The organism is Thalassiella azotivora, assembly GCF_054781695.1.
This window is the reverse complement of sequence record NZ_BAAGTX010000017.1, coordinates 50,820-76,022: the sequence shown is the minus strand read 5'-3', so window position 1 is coordinate 76,022 and position 25,203 is coordinate 50,820. Positions and strand designations below refer to the sequence as shown.

General features: G+C 76.0%; 24 protein-coding genes. 9 read left to right on the top strand and 15 right to left on the bottom strand.

Annotation, left to right across the window (positions count from 1 at the left end):
- Positions 1 to 6 precede the first annotated feature (6 nt).
- From ACYVQV_RS12970 to ACYVQV_RS12960, 3 genes are all read right to left on the bottom strand, one after another.
- Entirely contained in the window at positions 7 to 1,677 is a 1,671-nt protein-coding gene (locus ACYVQV_RS12970) for a hypothetical protein (RefSeq protein ID WP_461023719.1), read from the bottom strand.
- 153 nt (positions 1,678 to 1,830) lie between these two features.
- Positions 1,831 to 2,091, bottom strand: a complete 261-nt coding sequence (locus tag ACYVQV_RS12965; protein ID WP_461023718.1) for a DUF3099 domain-containing protein — start codon at positions 2,089 to 2,091, stop codon at positions 1,831 to 1,833.
- A 158-nt stretch (positions 2,092 to 2,249) separates the two neighbouring features.
- Positions 2,250 to 2,717: a molybdenum cofactor biosynthesis protein MoaE gene (locus tag ACYVQV_RS12960; protein ID WP_461023717.1), complete on the bottom strand. Its 468-nt coding sequence runs from the start codon at positions 2,715 to 2,717 to the stop codon at positions 2,250 to 2,252.
- Positions 2,718 to 2,740: 23 nt separating this feature from the next.
- On the opposite strand from ACYVQV_RS12960, the gene ACYVQV_RS12955 reads away from it, so the two are divergent.
- Positions 2,741 to 3,130, top strand: coding sequence for a VOC family protein (locus tag ACYVQV_RS12955; RefSeq protein WP_461023716.1), 390 nt, complete (start codon positions 2,741 to 2,743; stop codon positions 3,128 to 3,130).
- Between the two features lie 22 nt (positions 3,131 to 3,152).
- On the opposite strand, the gene ACYVQV_RS12950 is transcribed toward ACYVQV_RS12955, so the two are convergent.
- From ACYVQV_RS12950 to ACYVQV_RS12935, 4 genes are all read right to left on the bottom strand, one after another.
- Positions 3,153 to 3,800 (bottom strand): nucleotidyltransferase family protein, encoded by a 648-nt coding sequence (locus ACYVQV_RS12950; protein ID WP_461023715.1) that lies wholly within the window; start codon positions 3,798 to 3,800, stop codon positions 3,153 to 3,155.
- On the bottom strand, positions 3,797 to 4,075 hold the full coding sequence (locus ACYVQV_RS12945; protein WP_461023714.1) for a DUF4031 domain-containing protein: 279 nt from the start codon (positions 4,073 to 4,075) through the stop codon (positions 3,797 to 3,799). The genes ACYVQV_RS12950 and ACYVQV_RS12945 overlap by 4 nt, the downstream gene beginning before the upstream one ends.
- A gap of 254 nt (positions 4,076 to 4,329) precedes the next feature.
- Positions 4,330 to 5,955: a chaperonin GroEL gene (gene groL, locus ACYVQV_RS12940; RefSeq protein ID WP_461023713.1), complete on the bottom strand. Its 1,626-nt coding sequence runs from the start codon at positions 5,953 to 5,955 to the stop codon at positions 4,330 to 4,332.
- A 310-nt stretch (positions 5,956 to 6,265) separates the two neighbouring features.
- Positions 6,266 to 6,469, bottom strand: coding sequence for a cold-shock protein (locus ACYVQV_RS12935; RefSeq protein ID WP_461023712.1), 204 nt, complete (start codon positions 6,467 to 6,469; stop codon positions 6,266 to 6,268).
- A gap of 237 nt (positions 6,470 to 6,706) precedes the next feature.
- On the opposite strand from ACYVQV_RS12935, the gene ACYVQV_RS12930 reads away from it, so the two are divergent.
- The gene (locus ACYVQV_RS12930) at positions 6,707 to 7,231 is read left to right on the top strand and encodes an eCIS core domain-containing protein (RefSeq protein WP_461023711.1); all 525 of its coding nucleotides are present in this window, start codon (positions 6,707 to 6,709) and stop codon (positions 7,229 to 7,231) included.
- On the opposite strand, the gene ACYVQV_RS12925 is transcribed toward ACYVQV_RS12930, so the two are convergent.
- Both ACYVQV_RS12925 and ACYVQV_RS12920 read right to left on the bottom strand, forming a co-directional pair.
- On the bottom strand, positions 7,206 to 7,799 hold the full coding sequence (locus ACYVQV_RS12925) for a LytR C-terminal domain-containing protein (protein WP_461023710.1): 594 nt from the start codon (positions 7,797 to 7,799) through the stop codon (positions 7,206 to 7,208). The two genes, ACYVQV_RS12930 and ACYVQV_RS12925, sit on opposite strands and share 26 nt — an antisense overlap.
- Positions 7,800 to 7,835: 36 nt before the next feature.
- Complete coding sequence (locus ACYVQV_RS12920) at positions 7,836 to 8,123, bottom strand: DUF3263 domain-containing protein (RefSeq protein ID WP_461023709.1); 288 nt, start codon at positions 8,121 to 8,123, stop codon at positions 7,836 to 7,838.
- Between the two features lie 164 nt (positions 8,124 to 8,287).
- On the opposite strand from ACYVQV_RS12920, the gene ACYVQV_RS12915 reads away from it, so the two are divergent.
- A complete protein-coding gene (locus ACYVQV_RS12915) occupies positions 8,288 to 8,965 on the top strand; it encodes a uracil-DNA glycosylase (RefSeq protein ID WP_461023708.1) in 678 nt (225 codons plus the stop codon).
- A 225-nt stretch (positions 8,966 to 9,190) separates the two neighbouring features.
- Here ACYVQV_RS12915 and ACYVQV_RS12910 read toward each other — a convergent pair whose 3' ends face one another.
- Positions 9,191 to 10,423: an amidohydrolase gene (locus tag ACYVQV_RS12910; protein ID WP_461023707.1), complete on the bottom strand. Its 1,233-nt coding sequence runs from the start codon at positions 10,421 to 10,423 to the stop codon at positions 9,191 to 9,193.
- 196 nt (positions 10,424 to 10,619) lie between these two features.
- On the opposite strand from ACYVQV_RS12910, the gene ACYVQV_RS12905 reads away from it, so the two are divergent.
- Both ACYVQV_RS12905 and ACYVQV_RS12900 read left to right on the top strand, forming a co-directional pair.
- Complete coding sequence (locus ACYVQV_RS12905) at positions 10,620 to 12,089, top strand: threonine/serine exporter family protein (RefSeq protein WP_461023706.1); 1,470 nt, start codon at positions 10,620 to 10,622, stop codon at positions 12,087 to 12,089.
- 75 nt (positions 12,090 to 12,164) lie between these two features.
- Entirely contained in the window at positions 12,165 to 13,019 is an 855-nt protein-coding gene (locus ACYVQV_RS12900; RefSeq protein WP_461023705.1) for an SGNH/GDSL hydrolase family protein, read from the top strand.
- Positions 13,020 to 13,039: 20 nt separating this feature from the next.
- On the opposite strand, the gene ACYVQV_RS12895 is transcribed toward ACYVQV_RS12900, so the two are convergent.
- The 3 genes from ACYVQV_RS12895 to ACYVQV_RS12885 are packed head-to-tail and all read right to left on the bottom strand — an operon-like array spanning position 13,040 to position 16,115.
- Positions 13,040 to 14,002, bottom strand: coding sequence for a VWA domain-containing protein (locus tag ACYVQV_RS12895; protein WP_461023704.1), 963 nt, complete (start codon positions 14,000 to 14,002; stop codon positions 13,040 to 13,042).
- Positions 13,999 to 15,039: a DUF58 domain-containing protein gene (locus tag ACYVQV_RS12890; protein WP_461023703.1), complete on the bottom strand. Its 1,041-nt coding sequence runs from the start codon at positions 15,037 to 15,039 to the stop codon at positions 13,999 to 14,001. Before ACYVQV_RS12890 ends, ACYVQV_RS12895 begins: the two co-directional genes overlap by 4 nt.
- The gene (locus ACYVQV_RS12885) at positions 15,036 to 16,115 is read right to left on the bottom strand and encodes an AAA family ATPase (RefSeq protein WP_461023702.1); all 1,080 of its coding nucleotides are present in this window, start codon (positions 16,113 to 16,115) and stop codon (positions 15,036 to 15,038) included. Before ACYVQV_RS12885 ends, ACYVQV_RS12890 begins: the two co-directional genes overlap by 4 nt.
- A gap of 176 nt (positions 16,116 to 16,291) precedes the next feature.
- On the opposite strand from ACYVQV_RS12885, the gene ACYVQV_RS12880 reads away from it, so the two are divergent.
- The 3 genes from ACYVQV_RS12880 (at position 16,292) to ACYVQV_RS12870 (ending at position 20,098) form a co-directional block, all read left to right on the top strand.
- A complete protein-coding gene (locus ACYVQV_RS12880; protein ID WP_461023701.1) occupies positions 16,292 to 17,098 on the top strand; it encodes a hypothetical protein in 807 nt (268 codons plus the stop codon).
- A gap of 81 nt (positions 17,099 to 17,179) precedes the next feature.
- Positions 17,180 to 18,853, top strand: coding sequence for a coiled-coil domain-containing protein (locus ACYVQV_RS12875; RefSeq protein WP_461023700.1), 1,674 nt, complete (start codon positions 17,180 to 17,182; stop codon positions 18,851 to 18,853).
- A 3-nt stretch (positions 18,854 to 18,856) separates the two neighbouring features.
- Positions 18,857 to 20,098 carry a DivIVA domain-containing protein gene (locus ACYVQV_RS12870; RefSeq protein WP_461023699.1) on the top strand — a complete coding sequence of 414 codons (1,242 nt, stop codon included), beginning with the start codon at positions 18,857 to 18,859 and terminating at the stop codon, positions 20,096 to 20,098.
- Between the two features lie 9 nt (positions 20,099 to 20,107).
- On the opposite strand, the gene ACYVQV_RS12865 is transcribed toward ACYVQV_RS12870, so the two are convergent.
- Both ACYVQV_RS12865 and ACYVQV_RS12860 read right to left on the bottom strand, forming a co-directional pair.
- On the bottom strand, positions 20,108 to 21,358 hold the full coding sequence (locus tag ACYVQV_RS12865; RefSeq protein ID WP_461023698.1) for an ROK family transcriptional regulator: 1,251 nt from the start codon (positions 21,356 to 21,358) through the stop codon (positions 20,108 to 20,110).
- 7 nt (positions 21,359 to 21,365) lie between these two features.
- Entirely contained in the window at positions 21,366 to 23,849 is a 2,484-nt protein-coding gene (locus ACYVQV_RS12860) for a transketolase-like TK C-terminal-containing protein (RefSeq protein ID WP_461023697.1), read from the bottom strand.
- A gap of 182 nt (positions 23,850 to 24,031) precedes the next feature.
- Here ACYVQV_RS12860 and ACYVQV_RS12855 point away from each other — a divergent pair, with 182 nt between their 5' ends.
- Positions 24,032 to 25,054, top strand: a complete 1,023-nt coding sequence (locus ACYVQV_RS12855; protein ID WP_461023696.1) for a LacI family DNA-binding transcriptional regulator — start codon at positions 24,032 to 24,034, stop codon at positions 25,052 to 25,054.
- Positions 25,055 to 25,203 lie beyond the last annotated feature (149 nt).

The following is a 25,203-nucleotide window of genomic DNA, read 5'->3' as shown; positions in this document are numbered from 1 at the left end:
GGAAGATCACCCGTCGAGGCGGTCCAGGAGCTCCTGGTCCGTCATCGCTACGGCGGGGCCGTCGGGAACGGCCCACCGCCCGCCGACCAAGGGGGCGAGCTCGTCCCCTTCCTGTCGGGACTCGGGGACGGTGGCGACGCCGACCGGTGGCAGCGCGGTCCTGACGGGGACGACGAGTCCGAGCCTGCCGTCCGACTCCAGCAGGGCGACCAGGCTGGTCCCGTCGGCGCGGCGGAAAGCGGCGTACTGCACGTCCTCGTGGTCGCCCCGCGCGAGACCAGGGACCGACGCCAACGCCGTCCGAGCGCGTCTCCAGGCAACCACCCCGAGGACGCACCCGGGACCGAGGGCGAGCGCCCCCTGGGCGAGGTCGATCCGGTGCCCCGGGTCGCCAGGTAACGCCAGGACGTCGCCTGCTCGGACCACCGTGAGGGTCGCGCCATCCTCCAGGTGCCGCCTGGTCGTGAGCCACAGCTCCTCGTCAGCGTCCGCCCGCACCACTGACGTACGAGTCAGGAACGGCAGCTGCACGTCACCGGACTCGACGACCTCGACGCGGACGAGGGTGGTCGGACTGCGAGACAGCACCCACAGGTCCGTCGCCGCGACCAGCCCTGGGAGCGCCACGACGGCGCACAGGACGGCACCGCCCGCATAGCCGGCCGCGGCGGCGCGCGCATCGTCGCCCATCCGCAGCCACCGCGCGAGGCGAGGACGCAGGTGACGGCGAGGACGCCGTCGACGGAAGCCGTCGACGGCGGCGCGTTCCAGCGCGCGACGCTGCCAGGGCGAACCATCCGCGTGCTCAGTGGTCGGCCGTTGCCGTGGCGGCTGCGGTCGGCGACCCTCTCCGGTGCCGGCGGGCCGTCCGGGGTCGAGTGCGGGCAGCCACAGCGTCACGGGAAGGTGCACAGCCAGCGTGAGCACGGAGGCACCCACGGCGATGCCGATCAAGACGCCGACCGTCTCCAGCGTCCACAGGTCCGCCGCCTCGCCCCTCAGGGGGAAGCCGAGCGCACGCACGTTGAGGGACGAGCCGACGGGCTCCAGGTCGCAGTCGATCCCCGCGCTCTCGGGGCCGTCGACCGTCTCCCAGCGGACCTCGCACCGTTCGTACTCGAGGTCGTGCCCGGTGACGACCGTGCCGACCTCGCTGCCGTTGGCCCATGCCAGCAGCAGCGGCGCGAAGCCGATCGCCGCGCTCAGCGGCAGCAGGAGAACCCACCGCGGCACCGCGGCGGCGATGATCGTCCGGCGGGGGGCCTGCGCGTACGTGCGCCGCGCGACGGCGACCACCGGCGTGTACCACTCGGCCACGCGGAGCACCGCCGTGTCGGATGCCCGGACCTCGAGGTCGCGGTACGTCCACTCGATGATCGAGCGACCGGTCTTGTCGACGAGCCGTCCGTGGTCGTCGATCGTCGCGGGATCCAGGCGCACCGCGCGTCCCAGGGGCCTGCGAGAGATCCACAGCACGTCGGCGCCGTCACGGACCAGCGCCCCGCGGGGGGCCAGACGCCTGCTACGCAGGCCGAGCTGCGCCGGGACGACGACAGAGCAACCCGCACCAGCGCGTCGCGCCATCCACTTCGCCCGCGCGTCCCGCAGCGGTGGGACCACCGCGGGGCCGGCGACGACGACGAGGACGGGGACGACGCCCCAGATCAAGAACTCCATCACCACCCCGGGCGGGCCGCGCGTCGGGCCGACCCCGAGCTGACTCCGTTCGTTCGGCAGAGCCGCCGCGGATCCTAAGCCCCCGTCACCTGAGCGCCTGGCCATGTCCGCGCAGACCGCCGGCGCGGTGACAGCGCCGCAGAGAGCGCGGCCTCAGGTCCGGTGCCGGTTGGCGAGGAAGGCCGCGACCGGCGGAACCAGCGCCACCGGCACCAGCACGGCCACCCGGACCCACGTCGGGACGGGCAGCAGGTACCCGAACGAGACGAACAGCAGGACCACGGCGCCCATCACCAGCAGGTAGCGGCGCCGCCGCCGGGCGATGTCAGCGTCGCGCGCCTCCGCCTCGGTCGGGGAGACGACGTCGTAGACGGTGACCCGACGCCGCCACCACTCGCTCGGTCCGCGTCCCACGCCGACCACCTCCTCGCCCCCCGACGACCGCACCTTTCCACCGACCTGCGGGTCTCCGGGCCCGGGTGACCGCACCTTTCCACCAACCTGCGGCCGCCGGGGCCCGGGTGACCGCACCCTTCCACCAACCTGCGGGTGTCGGGAGGGCCCGTCGGAGGTCAGGGGCAGTTGACCCACTCGTCGGTGCCGTCGGGGAAGACCTGGCGCTTCCACACCGGGAGCCGCCGCTTGACCTCCTCGACGACCTCGGACGCCGCGTCGAACGCCTCCCTGCGGTGGGCCGCGGAGACCGCGACCGCGAGGGCGCACTCGCCGACGCCGAGCGGCCCGAGGCGGTGCGAGACCGCGACGGCGTCCACGGGGAAGCGCTCGGCGACGTCCCGGGCGCACTCGGCCACGACCCGCTCGGCGGTGGGGTGGCCGACGTACTCGATCGAGTCCACCACCTGGCCGTGGTCGTGGTCGCGGACGACACCCGCGAAGGTCACGACCGCGCCGGCGGCGGCGTCCGCGACGAGCGCCGCGTGCTCGGCGACGTCCACGGGCTGGTCGGTGACGACGGCTCGGACCACGCGCCGGGCCGGCTCGCTCACGCGGGAGGTGTCGTGCTGGGTGTCCTGGGCCACCTCCCCACCATAGGCTCCCGGCCGTGAGCGACCCCACCGACCAGCCCCCGGCTCCGGCCCGGTTCAAGGACCTGTGCCTCGACGCGGCCGACCACCACGCCTTGGCCGACTGGTGGTGCCGGGCGATGGGCTACCGGCGCAAGGACGAGGTCGAGCCCCCGGGCGACGGCTGGTCCCGCCCTGACGGCTGGCCGGTGCCGATCGTCGACCCCACCGGCCGCGGCCCGCTGTTCTGGGTGGTGCCGGTACCCGAGGGCAAGGTCGTGAAGAACCGCGTGCACTGGGACGTCGTCGGCGACGTCGACGCGCTGGTCGCGCTGGGGGCCACCGTCGTCCGACGACGTGACGCCGACATCGAGTGGGACGTCCTCGCCGACCCCGAGGGCAACGAGTTCTGCGTCTTCACCGACTGACCGTCGCCAGCCGGCCCCGCGGTCACCAGGTGGCGCCGTGGCGCGCGGCGTCCTCACCGGTGTCGACGTCCGCGCCGTCCGCGACGTCCCCGCACTCGACGAGCCGGACGTCGCGCTCCCGCAGGTAGTCACGGGCGCCCCGGTCGCCGTGCGCGACCTGCGACACCCCCGCCCAGTGCTCCCGTCCGAGGACGACCGGGTGCCCGCGCCGCCCCCCGTACGCGGCCTGGGCGAGGGACGACGGGCCGGCCGCGGCGACGAGCCGCCGCACCGCCGTCGGCGTCAGGCCCGGGGTGTCGACCAGAGCCACCACGCACGCCTCCGGCTGCGGCTCGAGCGCCGCGAGAGCACGCAGCCCCGCGCGCAGGGAGGCACCCATGCCCTGCGACCAGTCCGCTGCCACGACGGAGGTCGTGCCCGCAGGCAGGAGCGGGCGGACGTCGTCCGCGGCCGCCCCGAGGACGACCACGACGGGTGCGCATCCGCCAGCGGCCAGCGCGGCGGACCGCCCGGCCACCCAGGGCACGCCGTCCGGGCCGCGGACCAGCCCCTTGGGGGCCCCGAGGCGGCGGCCCTCCCCCGCCGCCAGCAGCAGGCCGGCCGCACGTGCTGGAGCGGGGTCACGCCCAGCCACCGGCACCGACGCCGGCGCGAGCTGGTCGCCGCTCACGGACGCCCGACGCGGCGGGCGTGCCCGGGGACCCGCAACCCGCTGTCCACGAGACGCCGGAGCAGGTCCTTCGTGCCGACCGGCAGGGCCCCGGCGGCCACCAGGTCGTCGTAGCGGACGTCCGGCACGTCGTAGTGGTCGAGGTCGAACGCCCGGCGCGGGATGCCCACCCACACGGCGAACCCGTGCAGCTCCTCCAGGGACACGTCGCTCACCAGGTGCGACCACAACCGGCCGTGCGCCGGCCAGGCAGGTGGGTCGATGAGCAGGGCCACCCCTCGATGATGCCCCAGCCCCGGCCCCGACCCACTGACGAGACCCGCGGCTCGAGCCCCCGGGACGCAGCTGATCGTCAGACCGGAGTGGTGGTGATAGCCACCATCACGGTCTGACGATCAGTGGGTACAGGGGATCTGACGGGGGACGCAGCGGGGAGGGCGACGGTGCCGCGGGTCCCATGACGCGACGGAGGGCGGCACCCCGCGCGGGGTGCCGCCCTCCGGACGTGCTCAGGCGTGAGCGGGCTGGATCAGAAGTCCATGCCGCCCATGTCGCCGGCGCCCGGGGCGGCCGCAGCGGCCTTCTCGGGCTTGTCGGCGATGACCGCCTCGGTGGTGAGGAACAGGGCCGCGATGCTGGCCGCGTTCTGCAGCGCCGAGCGCGTCACCTTCACCGGGTCGTTGATCCCGGCAGCGAGCATGTCGACGTACTCGCCGGTGGCGGCGTTGAGGCCGTGGCCGACCTCGAGGTTGCGCACCTTCTCCGCCACGACGCCGCCCTCGAGGCCGGCGTTGACCGCGATCTGCTTGAGCGGGGCCTCGATCGCCAGCCTGACGATGTTGGCGCCGGTCGCCTCGTCACCGGTCAGCTCGAGCTTGTCGAACGTCGCGGCACCGGCCTGGATGAGGGCGACGCCACCACCGGCGACGATGCCCTCCTCGACGGCGGCCTTGGCGTTGCGCACCGCGTCCTCGATACGGTGCTTGCGCTCCTTGAGCTCGACCTCGGTCGCCGCGCCGGCCTTGATGACGGCGACGCCGCCGGCCAGCTTGGCGAGGCGCTCCTGGAGCTTCTCGCGGTCGTAGTCGGAGTCCGACTTCTCGATCTCGGCGCGGATCTGGTTCACCCGGCCGGCGATCTGGTCGGCGTCGCCGGCGCCCTCGACGATCGTCGTCTCGTCCTTGGTGATGACGACCTTGCGGGCCTGGCCGAGCAGGTCGAGGGTCGTGTTCTCCAGCTTGAGACCGACGGTCTCGGAGATGACCTGGCCACCGGTGAGGATGGCCATGTCCTGCAGCATCGCCTTGCGGCGGTCGCCGAAGCCGGGGGCCTTGACGGCGGCCGACTTGAAGATGCCGCGGATCTTGTTGACGACGAGCGTGGCCATGGCCTCGCCCTCGACGTCCTCGGAGATGATCAGCAGCGGCTTGCCGGACTGGGTGACCTTCTCCAGCAGCGGCAGCAGGTCCTTGATCGAGGAGATCTTGGACTCGGCGAAGAGGATGTACGGGTCCTCGAGGACGGCCTCCATGCGCTCGGCGTCCGTGACGAAGTACGGCGAGGAGTAGCCCTTGTCGAAGCGCATGCCCTCGGTGAGCTCGAGCTCGAGCCCGAAGGTGTTGCTCTCCTCGACGGTGATGACGCCTTCCTTGCCGACCTTGTCCATCGCCTCGGCGATCAGCTCGCCGATGGACGCGTCACCGGCGGAGATGCCGGCGGTCTGCGCGATCTGCTCCTTGGTCTCGACCTCCTTGGCGGAGGAGAGCAGCTGGCCCGAGACGGCCTCGACGGCCTGCTCGATGCCGCGCTTGAGCGCCATCGGGTTCGCACCCGCGGCCACGTTGCGCAGACCCTCGCGGACCATCGCCTGGGCGAGCACGGTGGCGGTGGTGGTGCCGTCGCCAGCGACGTCGTCCGTCTTCTTGGCGACCTCCTTGACGAGCTCGGCGCCGATCTTCTCGTAGGGGTCCTCGAGCTCGATCTCCTTGGCGATGCTCACACCATCGTTGGTGATGGTGGGGGCGCCCCACTTCTTCTCGAGGACGACGTTGCGGCCCTTCGGACCGAGGGTGACCTTGACGGCGTCCGCGAGCTGGTTCATACCGCGCTCGAGACCGCGCCGGGCCTCCTCGTTGAAGGAGATGATCTTGGCCATGCGGGTGGTTCCTCCCGGTGACGGGTGGTGGCTGTCGGGGTCAGCCCAGCGCCCGCGACGGACGGGACGGCGACCGGGCGACCCTTGCGCGCCCGGCACCGGCCCTCGCCGGCCGACCTTTGGCACTCTCCACAGGGGAGTGCCAGGTCAATGATTAGCACTCGGGAGTGGCGAGTGCAAGCGAGAGCGCCGCCGGCCGGAGCCGACGGCGCTCTCGCCGCGCTGCCACCGACACCGGTGGCCGCCTCGGCGACGGGTCGGGGGGCGACCCGTCGCCGGTCGTCTGCTGGTCAGGCCGACCAGCCCGTGGTCACAGGGCGCGGACCGACTCGGCCTGGGGGCCCTTCTGACCCTGGCCGACCTCGAACTCGACCTGCTGCCCCTCGTCGAGCGAGCGGTAGCCGTCCGCCTGGATCGCGGACCAGTGGACGAACACGTCCGGACCACCGCCGTCGACGGTGATGAAGCCGTAGCCCTTCTCGGCGTTGAACCACTTGACGGTTCCCTGAGCCATTCCCACTCCTGTGTCACTTGCTGCGGTGCGGCCCTGCGACGGACCGGGTCTCACGCTCGCGTGGTCCGCGATGGTCCAACGTGCGGGCCTTCCGTGCAGGTGGTGCAGGTAGGACGTGCTCATCGAACTGTTCGACCGCGCGCCACCCTAGCGGGCGATCATGCTGGTGGCGAGGGTCGTTGAGCACGCGACGACACGACGGGGTGACGCGCAGTCACCGGGTGGAGGAGGGCGCCGATGGGCACCGACCGCAGGCCGTCTCACCGGCCGGCGCACCCCTCGACCGGACCGTCACCGCGCCTCGTCCGGTGGCGCTCGACGGTCAACCTGCTCACCGGGGCGACCGCCGGCGGCCTGCTCCTGGCCCGCCTCGGCCGCGCCCGCGTCGAGCCCGGACCGGACGGGCTGCTGCTCGCCTGCGAGTACGCGGCCCGCTTCCCCGCTCCGCGCGCCCGCGCCGTGACCGTCGGGGACGTCGTCCTGCTCCGGATGGACGTCGGGTCGGCTCGCTCGCGCCCGAGGCTGCTCGCCCACGAGCGACGCCACGCGGCCCAGTGGGCGTGCTGGCTGGGACCGGTCGGGTTCCTGCCCGCCTACGGCCTGGCCAGCCTGTGGTCGGTGCTGCGCGTCGGGGACGCCGCGCGGGCCAACCCGTTCGAGGTGCGGGCCGGGCTCGCCGACGGCGGGTACCGGACGGAGGGCGGGACCCCACCGCCGCGGCGCCGTCCCCGGGTGGTCAGTCGAAGTCCGCGCCGAGGATGACCGACAGGTCGTCCTCGAGGTTCGGGTCCAGCGTGGTCAGCGCGCCGCCGAGGTCCTCGGCGATCGCGGCGGCGGTGGCCTCGAGCCCGGGGTCGTTGTAGAAGACGGTCGTGTCCATCTCGCCGGCGCGGTAGTTGTCGGTCCCCGAGACCGTCCAGCCGGCGTCCTCGAGCGCCTGCGCCCCGCGGGCGGCCAGCCCCCCGACCGTGGTGCTGTTGAGCACCCGGAACGTGACGTCGCGGTCGACCGTGGCGGTCGGCGTGGGCTCGACCGTGGGCTCAGGGGCGACGGTCCCGGGGTCCGTCCCCGGCGCGGGCTCGGTGGCGGGGTCCTGCGGTGCCGGTGCGACCGTCTCGTCACCCGCCGGGGCCGAGATCGCCGACTCGACCCGGCCGTCGCCGAGCAGGGTGGAGAAGCCCCAGGCCACCCCGCCGACGACCGCGAGCACGGCGACGACGGGCAGCGCGGCCAGCACCGGGCTCGGCCGACCGCGGTGCGCGCCGCGACGAGCGGGCGGGCCCTGGACGCGGTCGAACTCGTCGGGCGGGTAGGTGCGGCGTTCGGTCACGCCCGGCAGGGTACGGGTCCGCGCAAGGGGCGCGGGTCAGACCTGGACGCCGAGGCGGCGGGCCGAGCGCGCCCGCTGCCGGGTGGCGCGCATCCGGCGCAGGCGCTTGACGAGCATCGGGTCGTACGCCAGGGCCTCGGGCGAGTCGAGCAGGCTGTTGAGCACCTGGTAGTACCGCGTCGCCGACATGTCGAAGAGCTCGCGGATGGCCTGCTCCTTCGAGCCGGCGTACTTCCACCACTGGCGCTCGAAGGCGAGGATCTCCTGGTCCCTGGTGGACAGCTGCGTGTCGACCTGCACCTGCTGAACCCTAGCCGCGTCCATGTGGTCCCCTCTGTCGTGCGTCGGCGACGACCGCCCCCCGGTCTCGCCGACGGCTGGCAGGGCCACTGTACGGGCCGAACGACAGCGGTGTCATTCGCCCGCCCGGCGGTTCCCCGGGTCCTGCGTCGCGGGCCCTGCGGCCCGGCGCAGTAAGGTCGCCGCCCGTGACGCGCCGTCCCCTGCACGAGCTGGTCGGCCCCGGGTGGGCGCAGGCCCTGGCGCCGGTCGCGGGCACGATCGCCACCATCGGCGACGGCCTGCGCGCCGAGGTCGCCGCCGGCCACCGGTTCCTCCCGGCCGGCGACCGGGTGCTGCGAGCCTTCGAGCAGCCGCTGGACGACGTGCGGGTGCTGCTCGTGGGACAGGACCCCTACCCCACGCCCGGCCACGCGGTCGGCCTGTCCTTCTCGGTCGACCCCGCCGTGCGCCCGCTGCCGCGCAGCCTGCAGAACGTCTTCCGCGAGCTCGTCGAGGACGTCGGGGTGCCCGCCCCCAGCACGGGCGACCTGTCGCCGTGGGCGGCGCAGGGCGTCATGCTGCTGAACCGGGTGCTGACGGTGCGTCCCAGCGAGCCCGGATCGCACCGGGGGCGCGGGTGGGAGTCCGTCACCGACCAGGCGGTCCGCGCCCTGGTGGCCCGCCGCCGCCCGCTCGTCGCCGTGCTGTGGGGGCGGGACGCCCAGCAGCTGCGGCCGCTGCTGGGGTCCACGCCCGTGGTGGCCAGTGCCCACCCCAGCCCGCTGTCCGCCTCCCGGGGGTTCCTCGGCTCGCGACCGTTCAGCCAGGTCGACCGGCTGCTGCGCGAGCAGGGCGCCGACCCCGTCGACTGGCGCCTGCCCTGAGCCCGGAGGGCCCTGCCAGGCGCACCTTGGTGGAAAGGTGCGGCCGGGAGGGCCCGGCCAGGCGCACCTTGGTGGAAAGGTGCGGCCGGGAGGGCCCGGCCAGGCGCACCTCGGTGGAAAGGTGCGGCCCGGCAGGCCCGGCCAGGCGCACCTCGGTGGAAAGGTGCGGCCCGGCGGGCCCGGCCAGGCGCACGCCGGTGGAAAGGTGCGCCCGGGAGCGCGCGGTCAGCGGCCGCGGGCCGCGTACGGGTCGGTGACGACGCCCTCGCCGGCCTCGTCGTCCCAGACGTAGACCTCGCGACCGCCGACGAGCACCCGCTGCGCCCGGGACATCACGTCGAGCGGGTCGCCGGACCAGACGACGACGTCCCCGTCCTTGCCGACCTCCAGCGAACCGACCCTGTCGTCCAGACCCATGATCCGGGCCGGGTTGATGGTCAGCGCCCGCAGCGCCTCCGCGGGGTCGAGGCCCTCCTTGACCGCCAGCGTGGCCTGGTGGACGAGGAAGTTGATCGGCACCACGGGGTGGTCGGTCGTGATCGCGATCTGCACGCCCGCCGCGGCCAGCAGGCCCGGGTTGCGCAGGTGCCGGTTGCGCAGCTCGACCTTGCTGCGGGTCGTGAACAGCGGGCCGATGACGACGGGGATGCCCTTGTCGGCGAGGACGTCGGCGAGCAGGTGCCCCTCCGTCCCGTGGTTCACGATCAACCGGTAGCCGAACTCCTCCGCCAGCCGGATCGCCGTGGCGATGTCGTCGGCCCGGTGGGAGTGCTGCGACCACGGCAGCTCGCCGTCCAGGACCCGCACCAGCACCTCGCAGCTGGGGTCGCGGTCGAACGGCTCCTTCTTGCGGGCCGCGGCGTCGCGTCGGGCCTTGTAGTCCTGCGCCTTGGTCAGCGCGTCGCGGATCACGGCCGCGACGCCCTGCCGGGTCGACGGCAGCTTCTTCTGGTCGCCGTAGACCCGCTTCGGGTTCTCCCCCAGGGCGCTCTTCACCGACACCGGCTGCTTGAGCAGCATCTCGTCGACGATCCGGCCCCACGTCTTCAGGGCGACGGTCTGCCCCCCGATCGGGTTGCCGGACCCGGGCTTGACGACCGCGGTGGTGACACCGCCGGCGAGCGCGTCCCGGAAGCCCTCGTCGGCGGGGTTGATGGCGTCCAGTGCCCGCATCCGCGCGCCGTTGGGGTCGGTCATCTCGTTGGTGTCCTGCCCGGCCCACCCCTCGGCCTCCTCGTGGACGCCCATGTGGGCGTGGGCCTCGACGAAGCCGGGCAGCACCCACGACCCGGTGGCGTCGACGACCCTGGCGCCGGACGGCACCTTGACCTTCGCGCCGACCGCGGAAACCTTGCCGTCCTCGAGCAGGACCGTGCCGCCCTGCACGGGCTCCCCGACGACGGGGACGACGTACCCGCCGGTGACGGCGACGACCTCGCTGGGCTGCTTCCTCGGCATGCTGGGGCTCCTCGTGGAAGGGGTTCGGCAGGGACTTCGGAAGGGACGCGGTGGCACCGGGTGGGCACCGGGGCGCCCCCCTTTCGTAGTCCCCGCCGGCGACGAGCGCCAACCGGCCGCGCCCGCGCGCAGTGGAGGAGACGCTCCGGCGGACCGCGACGTGCGACGGCCGACCGGCCGGTGACACAGTGGGGACGTGGCCCGCACGACCCCCGACCGCCCCGACCCCAGGCCCGGGACCGCCGGGCCCCGACCCCCGCACCGCGCGCTGCGCAGCGCAGCGGCACGCGTCGTCCGCTCCTCGGCCCCTCCGACCCAGCCGATCTCCCTGCACGGCGGGGCGGACGGCGTCCCGGACGCCACCGCGCGCGCCGTCGTCGACCTCGCGCTGCGCCTCGGCGAGGCGCTGCTGTCGACCGGGGCGTCGGCGTCCGACGTGACGGCCACGGTGCTGCGGCTGGTCGACGCGTACGGGCTGCGGTCGGTGCACGTCGACGTCACCTTCACGTCGGTGACGGTGTCCGTGCACCGCGGCGACGACGACGACCCGATGACCCTGATGCGGGTGGTGCGGGTGCGCAGCCAGGACTACACGCGCCTGCAGCACCTGTACGACGTGGTCCGGGACGCCTCGACCGGTGACCTGGCGGTCGAGGAGGCCCGCGCCCGCCTCGACGACGCGGTGCGGTCCCCGCACCCGTACCGCCGGTGGCTGGTGACGGCCTCCCTGGCGGCGATGGGGGCGTCCATCGCCGCCCTGTTCGGTGGCGGCGTCCGGCTGCTCCTGCTGACGGCGGTCACGACGGCCGTGGTGGACCGGGCCCAGCGGCGGCTGACCCGCAGCGGGCTGCCCGCCTTCTTCACCCAGGCGGTGGGCGCGGCGATCCCCGCGAGCGTGGCGGTCGGCATGTTCCTGCTCATCGCGAACACGGACCTGGACGTCGCCGACCTGCCCCCGTCGCTCGTGGTCGCCACCGGGATCATCGTGCTGCTCGCCGGCCTGTCGGTGCTCGGCGCGGCGCAGGACGCCGTCGACGGGTACTACCTGACGGCGGGTGCCCGCGGGCTCGAGGTGCTCATGCTGACGCTCGGCATCGTCGTGGGCGTGGCGGCGGTGCTGGCGGTCGCCGGGCAGCTCGGGGTTCCGCTGACGATCTCGACCGAGACGGGGCTGAACCCGAACCCCGTGGCGACGCTCGTGGCCGCCGTCCTGGTGTCCTGGACGTTCGCGCTGTCCGCCTACGCCCAGCCCCGCGCGGCCCTCGTCGGCGCCGTGATGGGCGGCGTGGGCTGGGTCGCCAACGGCCTGGCGTCGGCCCTCGGCGCCGGCCCGGCCACCTCCGCGGCGTTCGCGGCGGCCCTGATCGGGCTGATGGCCCAGGTGGTCGCGGAGCGGTGGCGGATGCCGGCCCTGGCCCTGACGACCGCGGCGATCGTCCCGCTGCTGCCGGGGATGCGCGTGTACCGGGGGCTCTTCACGATGATCGAGCAGGGCGAGGGCGGCATGGTGCCGGGCCTCACGATCCTGCTGGGTGCCGCGGGGATCGGGATGGGGCTGGCCGCCGGCGTGAGCCTCGGCGCGTTCATCGGCCGACCGCTGCGCAGCGAGCTCGACCGCTGGCAGCGGCGGGCGCTGCGGCGCTCGACGGCCGGGGCCCGGGACTGACGCCGCACGCAGGCACCCCGGCACCGGCCCACACCCCGCGCTGACGGTGACCGGGCCGTCCGCCACGATGGGGACGTGACCGACGCACCCCGCTGGACCCGTTACGTCGCGATCGGCGACTCCTTCACCGAGGGCATGTGCGACCCCTCCGTCCACCCCGGCGACGGTGCAGCCGACGGTGCAGCCGACCGTGCAGCCGACCGTGCGGCCAGCGGTGCAGGCGAGGTGTACCGGGGCTGGGCGGACCGGCTCGCCGAGCGCCTGCACGCCCTGCACCGCGACGCCGGCGGGCGCGGCCTGGAGTACGCCAACCTCGCCATCCGCGGCCGGCTGCTCGGGCAGATCCTCGACGAGCAGCTGCCCGTCGCCCTCGACGCCCGCCCGGACCTCGTCAGCCTGGTCGGCGGCGGCAACGACGTGCTGCGCCCGGGCTCGGACGTCGACGCCCTCGCCGAGCGGCTCGAGGACGGCGTCGCGCGGCTGCGTGCCGCCGGCGCCGACGTCCTGCTCGCCACCGGTGTCGACCCCCGGGACGCCCCGCTGATCCGGATGACCCGCGGCCGCGTCGCCACCTACAACGGGCACATCTGGTCGATCGCCCGCCGCCACGGCGCGTACGTCATGGACCAGTGGGGCACCCGCGCGCTGCGGGACTGGCGGATGTGGGCGCCCGACCGGATGCACCTCAACGACGAGGGGCACCGGCGGGTCGCCGAGCTCGCCGCGACGACGCTCGGCCTGCCGGCGGCGGACAGCACGTGGTCCGACCCGCTGCCGGCCCTGCCGGCACGGGTGCGCGGCGAGGCGCTGCGCGAGGAGGTCGCGTGGGTGCGCGGCCACCTGACGCCGTGGGTGCAGCGGCGCCTGCGCGGCCGCTCCTCGGGTGACGGCCGGGCGGCCAAGCGCCCGCTGCCGCTCCCGCTGGACTGAGAGCCCACCCAGGCCGGCGGTCAGGGCAGGCGGCCGAACCAGACCAGCGAGCCGGCGGCGGTCAGCAGCAGGCTCAGCAGGCCGAGCCCCGCCCAGCGCCCGGTGACCTCCTCCAGCACGGTCTCGTAGCCGACGGACGAGCCGATGTCGGCGTACACGTCCCGCAGCTCCCCCGCCGTCTCCGCCTGGTAGAACCGGCCGCCGGTCGCGTCGGCGATGGCGCGCAGGTCCTCCTCCCCCACCGGCACCGGCTCGAGCTGGCCCTCGAGCTCGACGACGCCGTCCGGCGTGCCGAACGCGATCGCGGACACCGGCACCCCCGCCTCACGGGCCGCGGCGGCGGCGGACTCGTTGCTGCGGCCGACGGTCGTCTCGCCGTCCGAGAGCAGGACGATCCGGGCCGGGACCTCCTCGTCGGGGGCGGCGGGGTCGACCGGGACCTGCTGCACCGCCTCCAGCGCGGTGAACACCCCCTCCCCGATCGCCGTGTACTCGGCCAGCCGGAGCTGGTCCACCGCCTGCTCGACCCGGGCCCGGTCGGTCGTCGGCGGCACCAGCACGGACGCCGTGCCGGCGAAGGACACCAGGCCCACGTTGAGCCGCGGTGGCAGCGAGCGGACGAACTCGGTGGCGGCGGCCTGCGCGGCGTCCAGCCGGGTGGGCTCGACGTCCTCCGCCGCCATCGACAGCGAGACGTCCACGGCCAGGACGATCGTGGCCCGCTCACGGGGCACCCTGACCTCACCGGCCGGGCGGGCGAACGTGACGACCATGACGGCCACGGTGACGAGCAGCCCGACCGCGACGACGTGCCGTCGCCACCCGGGGCGGCGGGGGGCGACCTGCCCGAGCAGCGCCAGGTTGGTGAACCGGACGGCGTACCCGCGGCGGCGGCGCTGCGACCAGGCGTAGAGCCCGGCGAGCAGCGGCACCGCGAGCAGCAGCCAGAGGCGCTCGGGGGCGACGAAGTCCTGGGGGATCACCCGGCGGCCCCCCGCCGCGGCGCGTGCAGGGCGTGCGCGGTGCGCCGGTGACCCAGGACGAAGCGGGCGGTGTCCGCGACCCAGTCCGAGTCGGTCCGCAGGACCAGGTGCGCGCACCCGGCCCGTCGCAGCGCCGCCGCCACCTCGTCGGCGTGCGCCCGGGCGGCGTCGGCGAACGCCCGCCGGGTCGCGGGTCGGGAGGTGTCGACCTCCAGCACGTCGCCGGTCTCGGGATCGACGAGCTCGACCACCCCGACGTCCGGCAGCTCGTGCTCGCGCGGGTCGCGCACCTCCACCGCCAGCACCTGGTGGCGCGCGCCCAGCCGGCGCATCGCCCGCTCCCAGGCGGGCGGCTCGGCGCCGGGACGACGGCCGGCGAGGGTCTGGGTGACGCCGCGCCGCACCTGCGGGTCGATGAAGTCGGAGACGACGACGCGCAGCCCCCGGCGCTGCTGCGCCCGCGCGAGCGCGGTCACCGCGTCCGCGAGCTCGGCCGCCGACCGCTGCGGCGAGCCGTGCCCGCCGGGGTGCACGGGCTCGTCGAGCAGCGAGCGCAGCAGCCCGTACAGGGCGGTGCGGCCCGAGCGGGCGGGCCAGCGGCGCAGCCCGGCGGGTGAGGCGGCCACGCCGCCGAACCGGTCGCCGACCCGCTGCGTGAGGACGCCGACGGTCGCCACCGCGGCCACCGCGAGCTCCCGCTTGGTGCGGTCGGCCGTCCCGAAGTCCATGGACGCCGACAGGTCGACCAGCGCCCAGGTCTCCAGCTCCCGGTCGGCGACGACGTCGCGCACGTGGGCGTGCGTGGTGCGGGCCGTCACCGCCCAGTCCATGTGCCGCACGTCGTCCTCGCCGGGGCGGTACTGGCGGGCCTCGGCCAGCTCGGTGCCGGGACCGGGCAGCAGCCCGAGGTGCTCGCCGCGTAGGTACCCCTCGAGGCGGCGGACGACGGTCAGCTCGAGCCGCCGCAGGGCGTCCTCGGGCGCCAGGTCGGCGAGCAGCCGGCTGGGCGGGACCCGGCCGCCCCGGGGCCCGGTCACGGTCCGTACGGCGCGGGCGCCGGTCCCGGCCGGTGGCCCGCGTGCGCGTCGGGGGCCCGCGGGGGCCAGGGGTCCTGGGCCGCGGGCCCCGACCCCGGCCCGGTGACGGGGACCGGGGGTGGGACGGCGGCGAGCACCCGGTGCACCACGGAGGCCGCCTGGACGCCGTCCGCGACGGCGTCGAACCCCAGGACGAGCCGGTGGGCGATGACGTCGACGGCCAGGGCCTGCACGTCCTGCGGCAGCACGTGGTCGCGCCCGCGCAGCAGCGCCAGCGCGCGGGCGGCCGCGAGCAGGCCGAGGGTGGCGCGGGGGCTCGCGCCGACGTCCAGGACGCCGTCGAGGTCGTCCACGCCGTAGTCGCGCGGCTGGCGGGTGGCCATGACGAGCCGCACGACGTAGTCGGCGACGAGCGGGTGGACGTACAGGTGGTCGGCCGCCCGCTGCAGGCGCAGCACGCGCGCCGGGTCGAGGACGCTGGTGGCGGTCGGCGGGTCCACGCTCATCCGCCGCAGGATCTCCGCCTCCTCGTGCGCCCGCGGCAGCGGCACGGTGATCTTGAGCAGGAACCTGTCGCGCTGCGCCTCGGGCAGCGGGTAGACGCCCTCGGACTCGATCGGGTTCTGCGTGGCGACGACGACGAAGGGGTCCGGCAGCGGGTAGGACCGGCCACCGAGCGACACCTGGCGCTCGGCCATCAGCTCGAGCATCGCCGCCTGCACCTTGGCCGGTGCCCGGTTCACCTCGTCGGCGAGGACCACGTTGACGAAGACCGGGCCGAGCTCGGTGTCGAACCGCTCGCTGCCGGGCCGGTAGATGCGCGTGCCGACGATGTCGGAGGGCACGAGGTCGGGGGTGAACTGCAGCCGGGCGAAGGACCCGCCCACCACCGTCGCGAAGGTCCGCACGGCGAGGGTCTTGGCGACACCGGGGACGCCTTCGAGCAGGCAGTGGCCGCGGGCGAGCAGGGCGACGAGGAGCTGCTCGACCATCTCCTCCTGGCCGACGACGACGCGGCGGATGCCGTCGGCGGCGCGACGCAGGTCGTGCAGGTCCTCGGTCCCGACCGTGCTCATCCGCCCGCCCCTCCGCCCCGGCGACCGCGGGGCACCCGTCGGCCGCCGGCGTCGTCCGGCTGCCGTCGTCGGCCATTCCACCACCCGCCGCGGCCCGGCCGGACCCTGGCCCGCCCGGGTGGCGGGCGGACCACCGGGGCGCAGGGCGGCCACCGGCGCTGTGGTCTGATGACGCGGTGAGCGACCCCACGCCGGACGGCGGTCGGGTGGGCCCGTTCCGGGTCGAGTCCGTGCAGCGACGCACCGAGGCCGGCGAGGTCCTGAGGGCGGCCGGTCCCGACGGGCTCGTCCACCTCGTCGTCCGCCTCGCCGCCGGCCCGGCCGGCGACCCCGCGTGCCGCGGCCGGTTCGCGACGGTCGTGCAGGGCGGACGCGTCGACGCGGCCCGCGTCGTCGCCGCCGACCTGGCGGGCGAGCGACCGTGGGCGGCCCTGGCAGCCGAGCCGGCAGGGCCGGACCCGTCGACAGGGCCGGCCGAGCCACCGGCGGGCGACGCGGCGGGCTCGGGGTCCGACCGGACAGCGGCCGCTCCCTCGGCGCGGGCCGCCGCGCTGCTGCTCTCGAGCGTGCTGCCGGCCGGGCCGGACCCGGTGGACGGGGCCCCGCGCGGCCCGCGGTTCGCGCCCTACTGGTCCGACGGCCGGTGGCGTCCACGCCCGGCGGACACGGCGACGATGGGGCCGCCCACGAGACGGGACCGCACCGTGCTGTGGTCCCTCGCCGCCGTCCTGCTGGCGGTCCTGCTGATGCTGCTGCTGCTGTGGTGGCTGCTGCCTGCGCAGGACCAGGGCGGGGCAGGCCCCGGGCCCCGGCCGTACCCGACCCGCACCCTGCCGTTCCCGTCACCGGAGCAGCCGACGCCCGGCCCGTCGGGGCCCTCGGGCGACGGCCGGGACGAGCCGACGCCGGGGCCGACGGGGCCGCCGGGCGACGACCCGGGGAACCGGCTCCTGCCCGGTCCGACACCGTCGCTGCCTGGCTGACGTCCCCCGTCCACCCGGGCGATCTGCAGTCACTGTGCGTGCGCGGTCGATAGCACGCCGAACATCTGCGACGATCTGCACATGGACGCCCAGCGTCTTGCCCCCACCTCCGTCGCCACCGGTCCGGGGACGTCCCCAGAGGACGCGGACGACCTGCCGGTGGCGGCAGCCGACCCTGCGCCCGACCGCCCCCCGCAGGGTCCTGCCGCGGACAGCGACGGGGCGCTCGACCAGGCGCAGCAGGCCATGGGGATCCTGGCCCGTGCGCAGGAGCACGCCGACTCCGTCACCGCCGAGGCCGAGCGGCTGCGCGCCGAGGCCGAGCGCCTGCACGGGGTCGCCGCCCGCGCCCAGCGTGCCGCCGAGGCCGAGCTCGAGTCCGCCCGCGAGGAGGCCCGCGAGCTCGTCCAGGACGCCGGCGAGCAGGCGACCCTCGTGGTGCAGTCCGCGGGTCGCACCGCCCAGCAGCTCACCGCGCAGGCCGAGTCCGAGGCGGCCGAGCTGCGCGCCGCGGCCGAGGAGGACGCGCGGGCGGCGCGCGAGCAGTCCGACGCGCTGCGCCGCACGACCCGCGCTGAGGTCGAGCAGCTCCTCGAGGCCGCCCACCGCACCGCCCGGACCGAGCTCGAGCAGGCCCGGGAGGAGGCCCAGCGCCTCACCCGCGAGGCGGCCGAGGCGGCCGAGACGGTCACCACCCGGGCGCGGGAGGCCGCGCAGGCCGAGCGCCTGGCCGCGACCGACGACGCGCAGCGCGACCGCAGCACGGCCGCCGCCGAGCTGGCGTCCGCACGGTCCCAGGCCCAGCAGCTGCGTGACGAGGCTGCCGCCGAGGCCGAGCGGCTGCTCGACGAGGCCCGCGACGCGGCCGAGGCGGAGCTGGCCGCCGCGGCGCAGCAGACGGAGTGGACCCGCCAGACCGTGGACGCCCTGCTCGCCACCGCCGAGGCGGAGGCCGAGCGGACCCGGCTGCGCGGTCACCAGCAGGCGGCCGCGGTGGTCCGGGCACGCCGGGGCCGGCTCGGCGCCGCCCTGGGCACCGCGACCCGCCGGCTGCGCGACCAGCGCAGCGCCGCCGAGGCGGAGGTCGCCGAGCTGCACGCGGTGGCCCGCGCGGCGCTCGAGCGGGCCCGGGCCCAGGCGGACGACGAGCGCGAGCGCGCCCGCCAGCAGGCGGCGGAGGTGCTCCAGGACGCCGAGGCACGCGCCGAGGCGGTCCAGAACCGCGCGAGCCGGCGCACCACCGAGGCCGAGAGCGCCGCGAGGACGCTGCGCGAGCGCGCCGCGGAGGACCTCGGCGCGGCCCAGCGCGAGGCCCAGGACCTCCTGCGGACCTCACGGCAGGAGGCGGCGGCGCTGCTGAACTCCGCGCGCGAGGAGTCCGACCGGATGCGCACCCAGGCCCGCGCCCAGCTCGCGGAGGCCCAGGAGCGGGTCGCCGTGCTGGCCCGCCGCCGCGACGAGATCGCCGCCGAGCTCGGTCAGCTGTCGGGCGTCATCGAGGCGCTCGCCGTCCCCGGTGGGCGTCCCGGGGGGCCGGGCACCGGCCGGAGCGACCCGGGCGGACCGCACGAGTCGGACCTGCGGGACGATGGCCCTCACGACCACGACCCCCGGCACGACCACGACGCCCCGCACGCCGACCAGCACGCCGACCAGCACGCCGACCCGCGCGCCACGGTCCCCGCCGGGGCGCGGACCCCGACCACCGAACCCCGTACCGAGCCTGACGGCTCCTTCCCCCGAGGTGAGCACTGAGCCATGAGTGACACGAGCACGTTCCGGACCGTCCTGCGCGGCTACGAGCCGGCGCAGGTGGACCGCCGCATCCGCGAGCTGAGCGAGGCGGCCCGGACCGGGCAGGAGCAGACCGACCAGCTCCGTCGCCGCGTGGCCGCCCTGGAGGAGGCTCTCGAGCAGGCGCGTCAGGACACCGAGGAGCAGGTGCGCCGGGCGCACGAGGAGGCCGGCCCGGCCGAACCCGCCGAGCCGGCCCAGGCGGCACCCCCGCAGGAGCCGACCTTCGAGCTGCTGGGGGCCCGGATCGGGCAGATCCTCGCCCTGGCGACCGAGGAGGCCGACGAGCTGCGGGCGAGCGCGCAGACGGAGGCCGACAGCCACCGCGGCCTGGCGGAGCAGGCGGCCGCGCGGGTGCGCGAGGAGGCCGACCGGTACGCGCAGGACCGGCGTGCGGCCGCCGACGCCGAGGCGGCGCAGGTGCTCGCCGACGCCCGCAGCACCGCCGACGACCTGCTCGACGCCGCGGACCGCGACGCGACGGCCCGTCGCGAGGAGGCCGAGGCCGTCTACGAGCAGCAGCGCGCCCGGGCCGCGCAGGCGGCGGCCGACTTCGAGACCACGCTCGCCCAGCGCCGCGAGCGGGCCGAGCAGGACTTCACCGCCCGCACGGCCGCCGCCGAGCAGCAGCTCACCGCCGCGCAGGAGGAGGCCGAGCAGGTCCAGGCCGAGGCGGAGCGGACCCGCACCGAGGCCGAGCGGGCCGCTCAGCGGCTGCTCGCCGACGCCGGGCAGCAGGCCCAGGAGCTGGTCAGCGCCGCGAAGGCCCGCGCCGACAAGATCCGCGCGGAGTCCGAGCGCGAGCTGGCTGCCGCCACCCAGCGGCGCGACAGCATCAACGCCCAGCTCGCCAACGTGCGGCAGATGCTGGCGACGCTGTCCGGCGGGGCGTCCATGGCGCTGCTCCAGGAGGACGCGCACAGCACGCCGGACGCCGGCCAGCACACCGCGCCGCAGGCGGACGAGGCGACCGACGACGTGGCCGACGAGCAGGGCGCCCCGACGCAGCAGGCCCCGGCCGGCGCCGAGGTGGTCGACCTGACCGACGCCGAGCAGGCCGGTGCCCCGGTCGACGAGGACGACCCGACCGACGCGGACGGCTCGGTCGACGCGGACGGCTCTGTCGACGGGGACGGGGCCGACGAGGTCGCCTCCGGCGACGCGGCGTCCGCGGACGCCGAGGTGCTCGCGACGCAGCGTCGCTGACGACGCCGCTCAGGCCCCCGCGAACGGGTCGTCCAGGACGGCGGCGATCGCGGGGGCTGCGGCCACCAGGACCTCGGAGTCGCCCGACCGGTCGCCCACCACCACTCGGGAGCCGGCGTCCGGCAGGTGCGCCAGCCGGTCGAGCTCGCGGCACAGCACGTCGACCTGGTGCTCGTGCAGCCGCGTGATGGACCCGCGCAGCACCAGCGCCCCCGGGTCGTAGAGGTCCACGAGGGCCGCGGCGGCCGTGGCGACGGCCTGCGCGCGCGAGCGCAGCGCCTCGACGGCCGCGGCCCGACCGGACCGCGCGGCCTCCACGACGTCGTCCACCCCGCCGACGTCCAGCCCGTCGGCCCGGACCCGCTGCACCACCGCGTCGTCACCGGCCACGACCTGGAAGCAGCCCCGACGACCGCACGGGCACTGCGGCGCGCGGGGCCCGCGCTGCACCTGCAGGTGACCCACCGACCCGGCCGAGGCGGTCGCCCCGGTGCGGACCCGTCCGTCCTGCACCAGCGCGACGCCGATGCCCGTGCCGACGTGGAGCAGGGCGAAGTCGTCGGCGGACCGGCCGTAGCCGAACAGCAGCTCGTACCCGGCCGCGGCCCGGATGGACTGCTCGAGCACCACGGGCTCGGGGACGGCGGCGCCGACCGCCGCGGCGAGCCGGACGTCGCGCCATCCGAGCCCGGCGTGCAGCAGCACCGTGCCGGTCTCGCTGCTCACCTGCCCGCCGCAGGTCACCCCGGTCCGCAGCACGCGGGCGCCGGCGGGCGTCCTCGCCTCGAGCGCCCGGACCGACCTGCTCACGGTGGCGACCACCTCCTCCGGGGTGGGGGCGCGGTGCGCGACGACGTGCCGGGCGACGACGGTGGCGTCCAGGCCCACGAGACCGACGTGCACCTCGTGCCGCCCGACGTGCACCGAGCGCACGAGCCCGCGCCGGCCGTCGAGCACCAGCGGCACGGCCGGGCGACCGCGGCTGCCCGGCCGCGGCTCGAGCTCGCGCAGGACCCCGGCCTCCAGCAGCGCGCCGACCGCGACCGTGACGGTCGGCGCGGACAGGCCGGTCAGCCGGGCGAGCTCGACCCGCGTCGTCCGGCCCCGGGCGACGACGGCGCGCAGCAGCGCCGCGACGTTGTGCCGGCGCATGCCGTCGGCGCGCTCGCCGACGTCGCGCGCCCGCCGGGCATGGGTCGTCGCCGGGCCGCCGCGGCGTGGGGGCGGAGGGCGCCGGCCGGCGTCCTCCCCCGTCGTCACGGCCCGCTCAGGTCAGGCTCAGCGCGGCCAGCGCCGCGTTGACGACGGACCCGGGCAGCAGGTCGTGCAGCTCGTACAGGTCGTGGACGGTGCCGGACTGGCCGAACTCGTCGACCCCGAGCGGGACGGCGGGCACGCCGAGCGCCGACCCGATCCAGGCCATCGCGTGGCTGGCGCCGTCGTGCACGGTGACGACGGGGGCGCGGTCTCCCCCGAGGCCGCCGAAGGCGGTGCGCAGCGCCCCGGGGACGCTCGGTGCCGTCGCCGTCCGGACGCCCTGGCGCAGCGTGCGCTGCCAGGCGGTGTACAGCCGGTCGAGGCTGGTCACGTCGACGACGTGCGCCGCGACGCCCTCCTCGGCGAGCTCCTCGGCGGCGGCGAGCACCTCGGGCAGCACGGCACCCGAGCCGACGAGGTGCACCTGGGGCGCCGGTGCGCCACCGTCCTCGCCGCGCAGGTGCGGGTGGGCCTCGAAGGCGTCCACGAGCCGGTAGGCGCCGGCGAGCACCTGGCGGCGCAGGACGGCGTCGCCGAGCCGCGCGCGGGCCGCCTCGAACGGGGCCTGGTCGACGGGCCGGGTCGTCAGGCGGACGTAGTAGGCGCCGTCGTCGTGCGGGGCGGCCGTGCGTGGCGCGCCGTGACCGCCGGCGGCGATCCGCCCTACCGCGTCGCACAGCAGCCAGTCCAGCGCCGTGGCGTAGGCGGGCTCGATGAACGTCACCCCCGGCAGCTCGACGCCGATCGAGGGGGTGATCGTCGACTGGTGCGCCCCGCCCTCCGGCGCGAGCGTCACCCCGGACGGCGTGCCCGCGACGACGAAGCGGGAGCCGGAGTAGGTGCCGTAGATGAAGGCGTCGAGGCCGCGGCAGACGAACGGGTCGTAGACGGTGCCGACCGGCACGAGCGGCTGGTCCGACAGGTCCCAGGACAGCCCGAGCTGGCCGAGCAGCAGGAACAGGTTCATCTCGGAGATGCCGAGCTCGATGTGCTGGCCGGACGGGCCCTCGGCCCAGCGCAGCACCGGGTCGGGCGACCAGGCGCGCCGGTCGGCGGGGGCGAACACGCCCATCCGGTTGATGAAGCCGGCGAGGTTGGTCGACGTCGCCACGTCCGGCGCCGTCGTCACGAGGTAGCGGGCGAGCTGCTCGTGGCGGGACAGGTCGACGAGGACCCGGCCGAAGACCTCCTGCGTGCTCACGGGCTTGGAGACCCGCACGCCGGTGGACTCCGGCACCTGGACGTCGATCCGCGGCGAGCGGGGCGAGCGGGTCAGGTGCTCGGCGCGGCGGGCCACCCACGTCCCCGCGGGGGTGGCGGGGTCGATCCGGTCCCACTCGCGGGCCTCGTCCACGCCGAGGTCCGCGCGCAGCCTCGCGACCTGCTCGCCGGTGAGCAGCGCGGAGTGGTTGCGGGGGTTGCCGGCCGTCGGCAGCCCCCAGCCCTTGACGGTGTAGGCGAAGACGACGCTGGGCCTCGTGGTCTCGGCGTCGCAGGCGGCGTAGGCCTCGAGCATCGCGCCGAGGTCGTGGCCGCCGAGGTCGGTGACGAGCGCGGGCAGCTCGTCGTCCGGGACGTCGGCGACGAGCGGCGCGACGTCGTCCGGGGCGCCGTCGAGGAACCGCTCGCGCAGCTGCGCACCGGCCAGCCCGAACAGCGACTGGTACTGCTCGTTGGGCATCGCGTCGATCCACCGGCGCAGGCCCTCGCCGCCCGGGCGGTCGAAGAACGCCTGCAGGCGCCGGCCGTACTTGACCTCGACGACGTGCCAGCCGTTGGCCTCGAACGAGGCGCGCCACTGGTCGATCCGGATGCCCGGGACGACGCGGTCGAGGCTCTGCCGGTTGAAGTCCACGACCCACATGACGTTGCCGAGCCCGTGGGTGGCGGGGTCGGCGACCGCCTCCCACACGTTGCCCTCGTCGAGCTCGGCGTCGCCGAGCAGGGCGACGAAGCGGGAGGCGGGCCGTGGGCCGAAGTGGGCGTCGACGTACCGGCGGACGGCGGCCGCGAACAGCGGCGCCGCCGGGCCGAGACCGACCGACCCGGTGGAGAAGTCCACCTCGTCGGGGTCCTTGGTGCGGCTGGGGTAGGACTGCAGCCCGCCGCGTTCGCGCAGCCGGGTCAGGTACGAGCGGTCGAGCCGGCCGAGCAGGTACTGGATGGCGTGGAAGACCGGTGACGCGTGCGGCTTGACGCTCACCTTGTCCGCCGCGTCCAGGTGGGAGAACCACAGCGCGGTCATCGCGGTGACCATGCTGGCGCTGGACGCCTGGTGGCCGCCGACCTTCACGCCGTCCTGGGTCCGCCGCTCCCGGTTGGCGGCGTCCACGATGCGGGTGGCCAGCCACAGCACCCGGCGCTGCACCTCGTCCAGGACCGCGAGGTCGGTGCCGACGTCGACCCGCGGGTCCACCCCGCGCGCCGGGACCCTCGGCGCCTCGTCCACGGTCGCGGGCACGGGGGCCCCGGCCTGCTCGGGCACCTGGGTCATCGCCTCGCCTTCCGCGTCGCGTCGGGCGGCGCGCCGTCGCGCCGTCCGTGCGCGGATCCTAGCCGTCACCGCCGGGCCTCCCCGGTGACCCGGCGTCGGGTCGGCCCGGTCGGCATACTGGCCGCGCCGGCGCGCCGTCGCGCCGGACGCCCGCCGGGTGGCCGACCAGACGAGGAGCGACCGTGGAGCCGAGCACCCGCCGCCAGGCCCCCACGCTCGAGTCCGTCGCCGCGCTCGCGGGGGTGTCGCGCTCGACCGCGAGCCGGGTGCTCGCCGGGTCCGCGCGGGTGAGCGAGCACGCGAAGCAGGCCGTCCAGGCCGCCGCGGCGGAGCTGTCGTACGCCCCGAACCAGGCCGCGCGGGCGCTGGTCACCCGGCGCAGCGACGCGCTGGCCTTCGTGGTGTCGGAGTCGGGCGAGCGGTTCTTCGCCGACCCGTTCTTCGCCAACGTGCTGCGGGGCGCCCAGGCGGCCGCGGCAGAGCGCCGGCGCCAGCTGGTGTTCGTCATCGTCGCGACGGACGACGACCGCGCGCGGTTCGTCGAGTACGCGGCGGGTGGCCACCTGGACGGCGCGATGTTCCTGTCCCTGCACGGCGACGACCCGTTGCCGGCCAGGGTCCAGCGGCTGGGGGTCCCGGTGGTGATCGCGGGCCGGCCCCAGTCCGGCCGCCGGTCGCTGCCGTACGTCAGCCCGGACAACGTCGCGGGCGGCCGCGCCGCCGGTCAGGTGCTCGTCGAGCGCGGCTGCCGGCGGGTCGCCACCATCACCGGGCCCTCGGACATGACCGCGGGGACCGACCGGCTGACCGGCCTGCGGGAGGCGCTGCGGGGGGCCGGGCTCGACCTGCCGCCGGAGCTGGTGGTCGAGGGCGACTTCGGGATGGACAGCGGCCGGCGGGCGATGGCCGTCCTGCTGGACCGCGGCGCCCGCGTGGACGGGGTCTTCGCGGCGAACGACCTGATGGCCGTGGGTGCGCTGCAGACGCTTCAGGAGCGAGGCCTGCGGGTCCCGCAGGACGTCGCCGTCGTCGGGTTCGACGACGTGCCCGTCGCCGCCGCGGCCCACCCGCCGTTGACGACGGTGCGCCAGCCGCTCGAGGCGATGGGCCGGCAGATGGCCCGTCTGCTGCTGGACCAGGCGGCCGGGAGCCCGACCACGTCCGTGGTCCTGGACACCGAGCTCGTGGTGCGCCAGAGCGCCTGAGCGCCCTCGCCGCTACGCCCGGCGACGGACCGGACACGCCCACGGAATCCGCCGCCGGTCGAGGGACTCGCGGCGACCGCAGGACGAGCGAGGTCTTGACACCGGCCGTTCGCCCGCGTGTGATGTGCACGACATGAGAGCGCTCCCAC

Excerpts from the sequence above, each read along its gene's own strand:
- ACYVQV_RS12870 (WP_461023699.1), top strand. The coding sequence starts at position 18,857 with ATGAGTGACACGAGCACGTTCCGGACCGTCCTGCGCGGCTACGAGCCG.
- ACYVQV_RS12935 (WP_461023712.1), bottom strand. The coding sequence starts at position 6,469 with ATGGCTCAGGGAACCGTCAAGTGGTTCAACGCCGAGAAGGGCTACGGC.
- groL (WP_461023713.1), bottom strand. The coding sequence starts at position 5,955 with ATGGCCAAGATCATCTCCTTCAACGAGGAGGCCCGGCGCGGTCTCGAG.
- ACYVQV_RS12860 (WP_461023697.1), bottom strand. The coding sequence starts at position 23,849 with ATGACCCAGGTGCCCGAGCAGGCCGGGGCCCCCGTGCCCGCGACCGTG.
- ACYVQV_RS12875 (WP_461023700.1), top strand. The coding sequence starts at position 17,180 with ATGGACGCCCAGCGTCTTGCCCCCACCTCCGTCGCCACCGGTCCGGGG.
- ACYVQV_RS12885 (WP_461023702.1), bottom strand. The coding sequence starts at position 16,115 with ATGAGCACGGTCGGGACCGAGGACCTGCACGACCTGCGTCGCGCCGCC.
- ACYVQV_RS12910 (WP_461023707.1), bottom strand. The coding sequence starts at position 10,423 with ATGCCGAGGAAGCAGCCCAGCGAGGTCGTCGCCGTCACCGGCGGGTAC.
- ACYVQV_RS12930 (WP_461023711.1), top strand. The coding sequence starts at position 6,707 with ATGGGCACCGACCGCAGGCCGTCTCACCGGCCGGCGCACCCCTCGACC.
- ACYVQV_RS12970 (WP_461023719.1), bottom strand. The coding sequence starts at position 1,677 with ATGGAGTTCTTGATCTGGGGCGTCGTCCCCGTCCTCGTCGTCGTCGCC.
- ACYVQV_RS12920 (WP_461023709.1), bottom strand. The coding sequence starts at position 8,123 with ATGGACGCGGCTAGGGTTCAGCAGGTGCAGGTCGACACGCAGCTGTCC.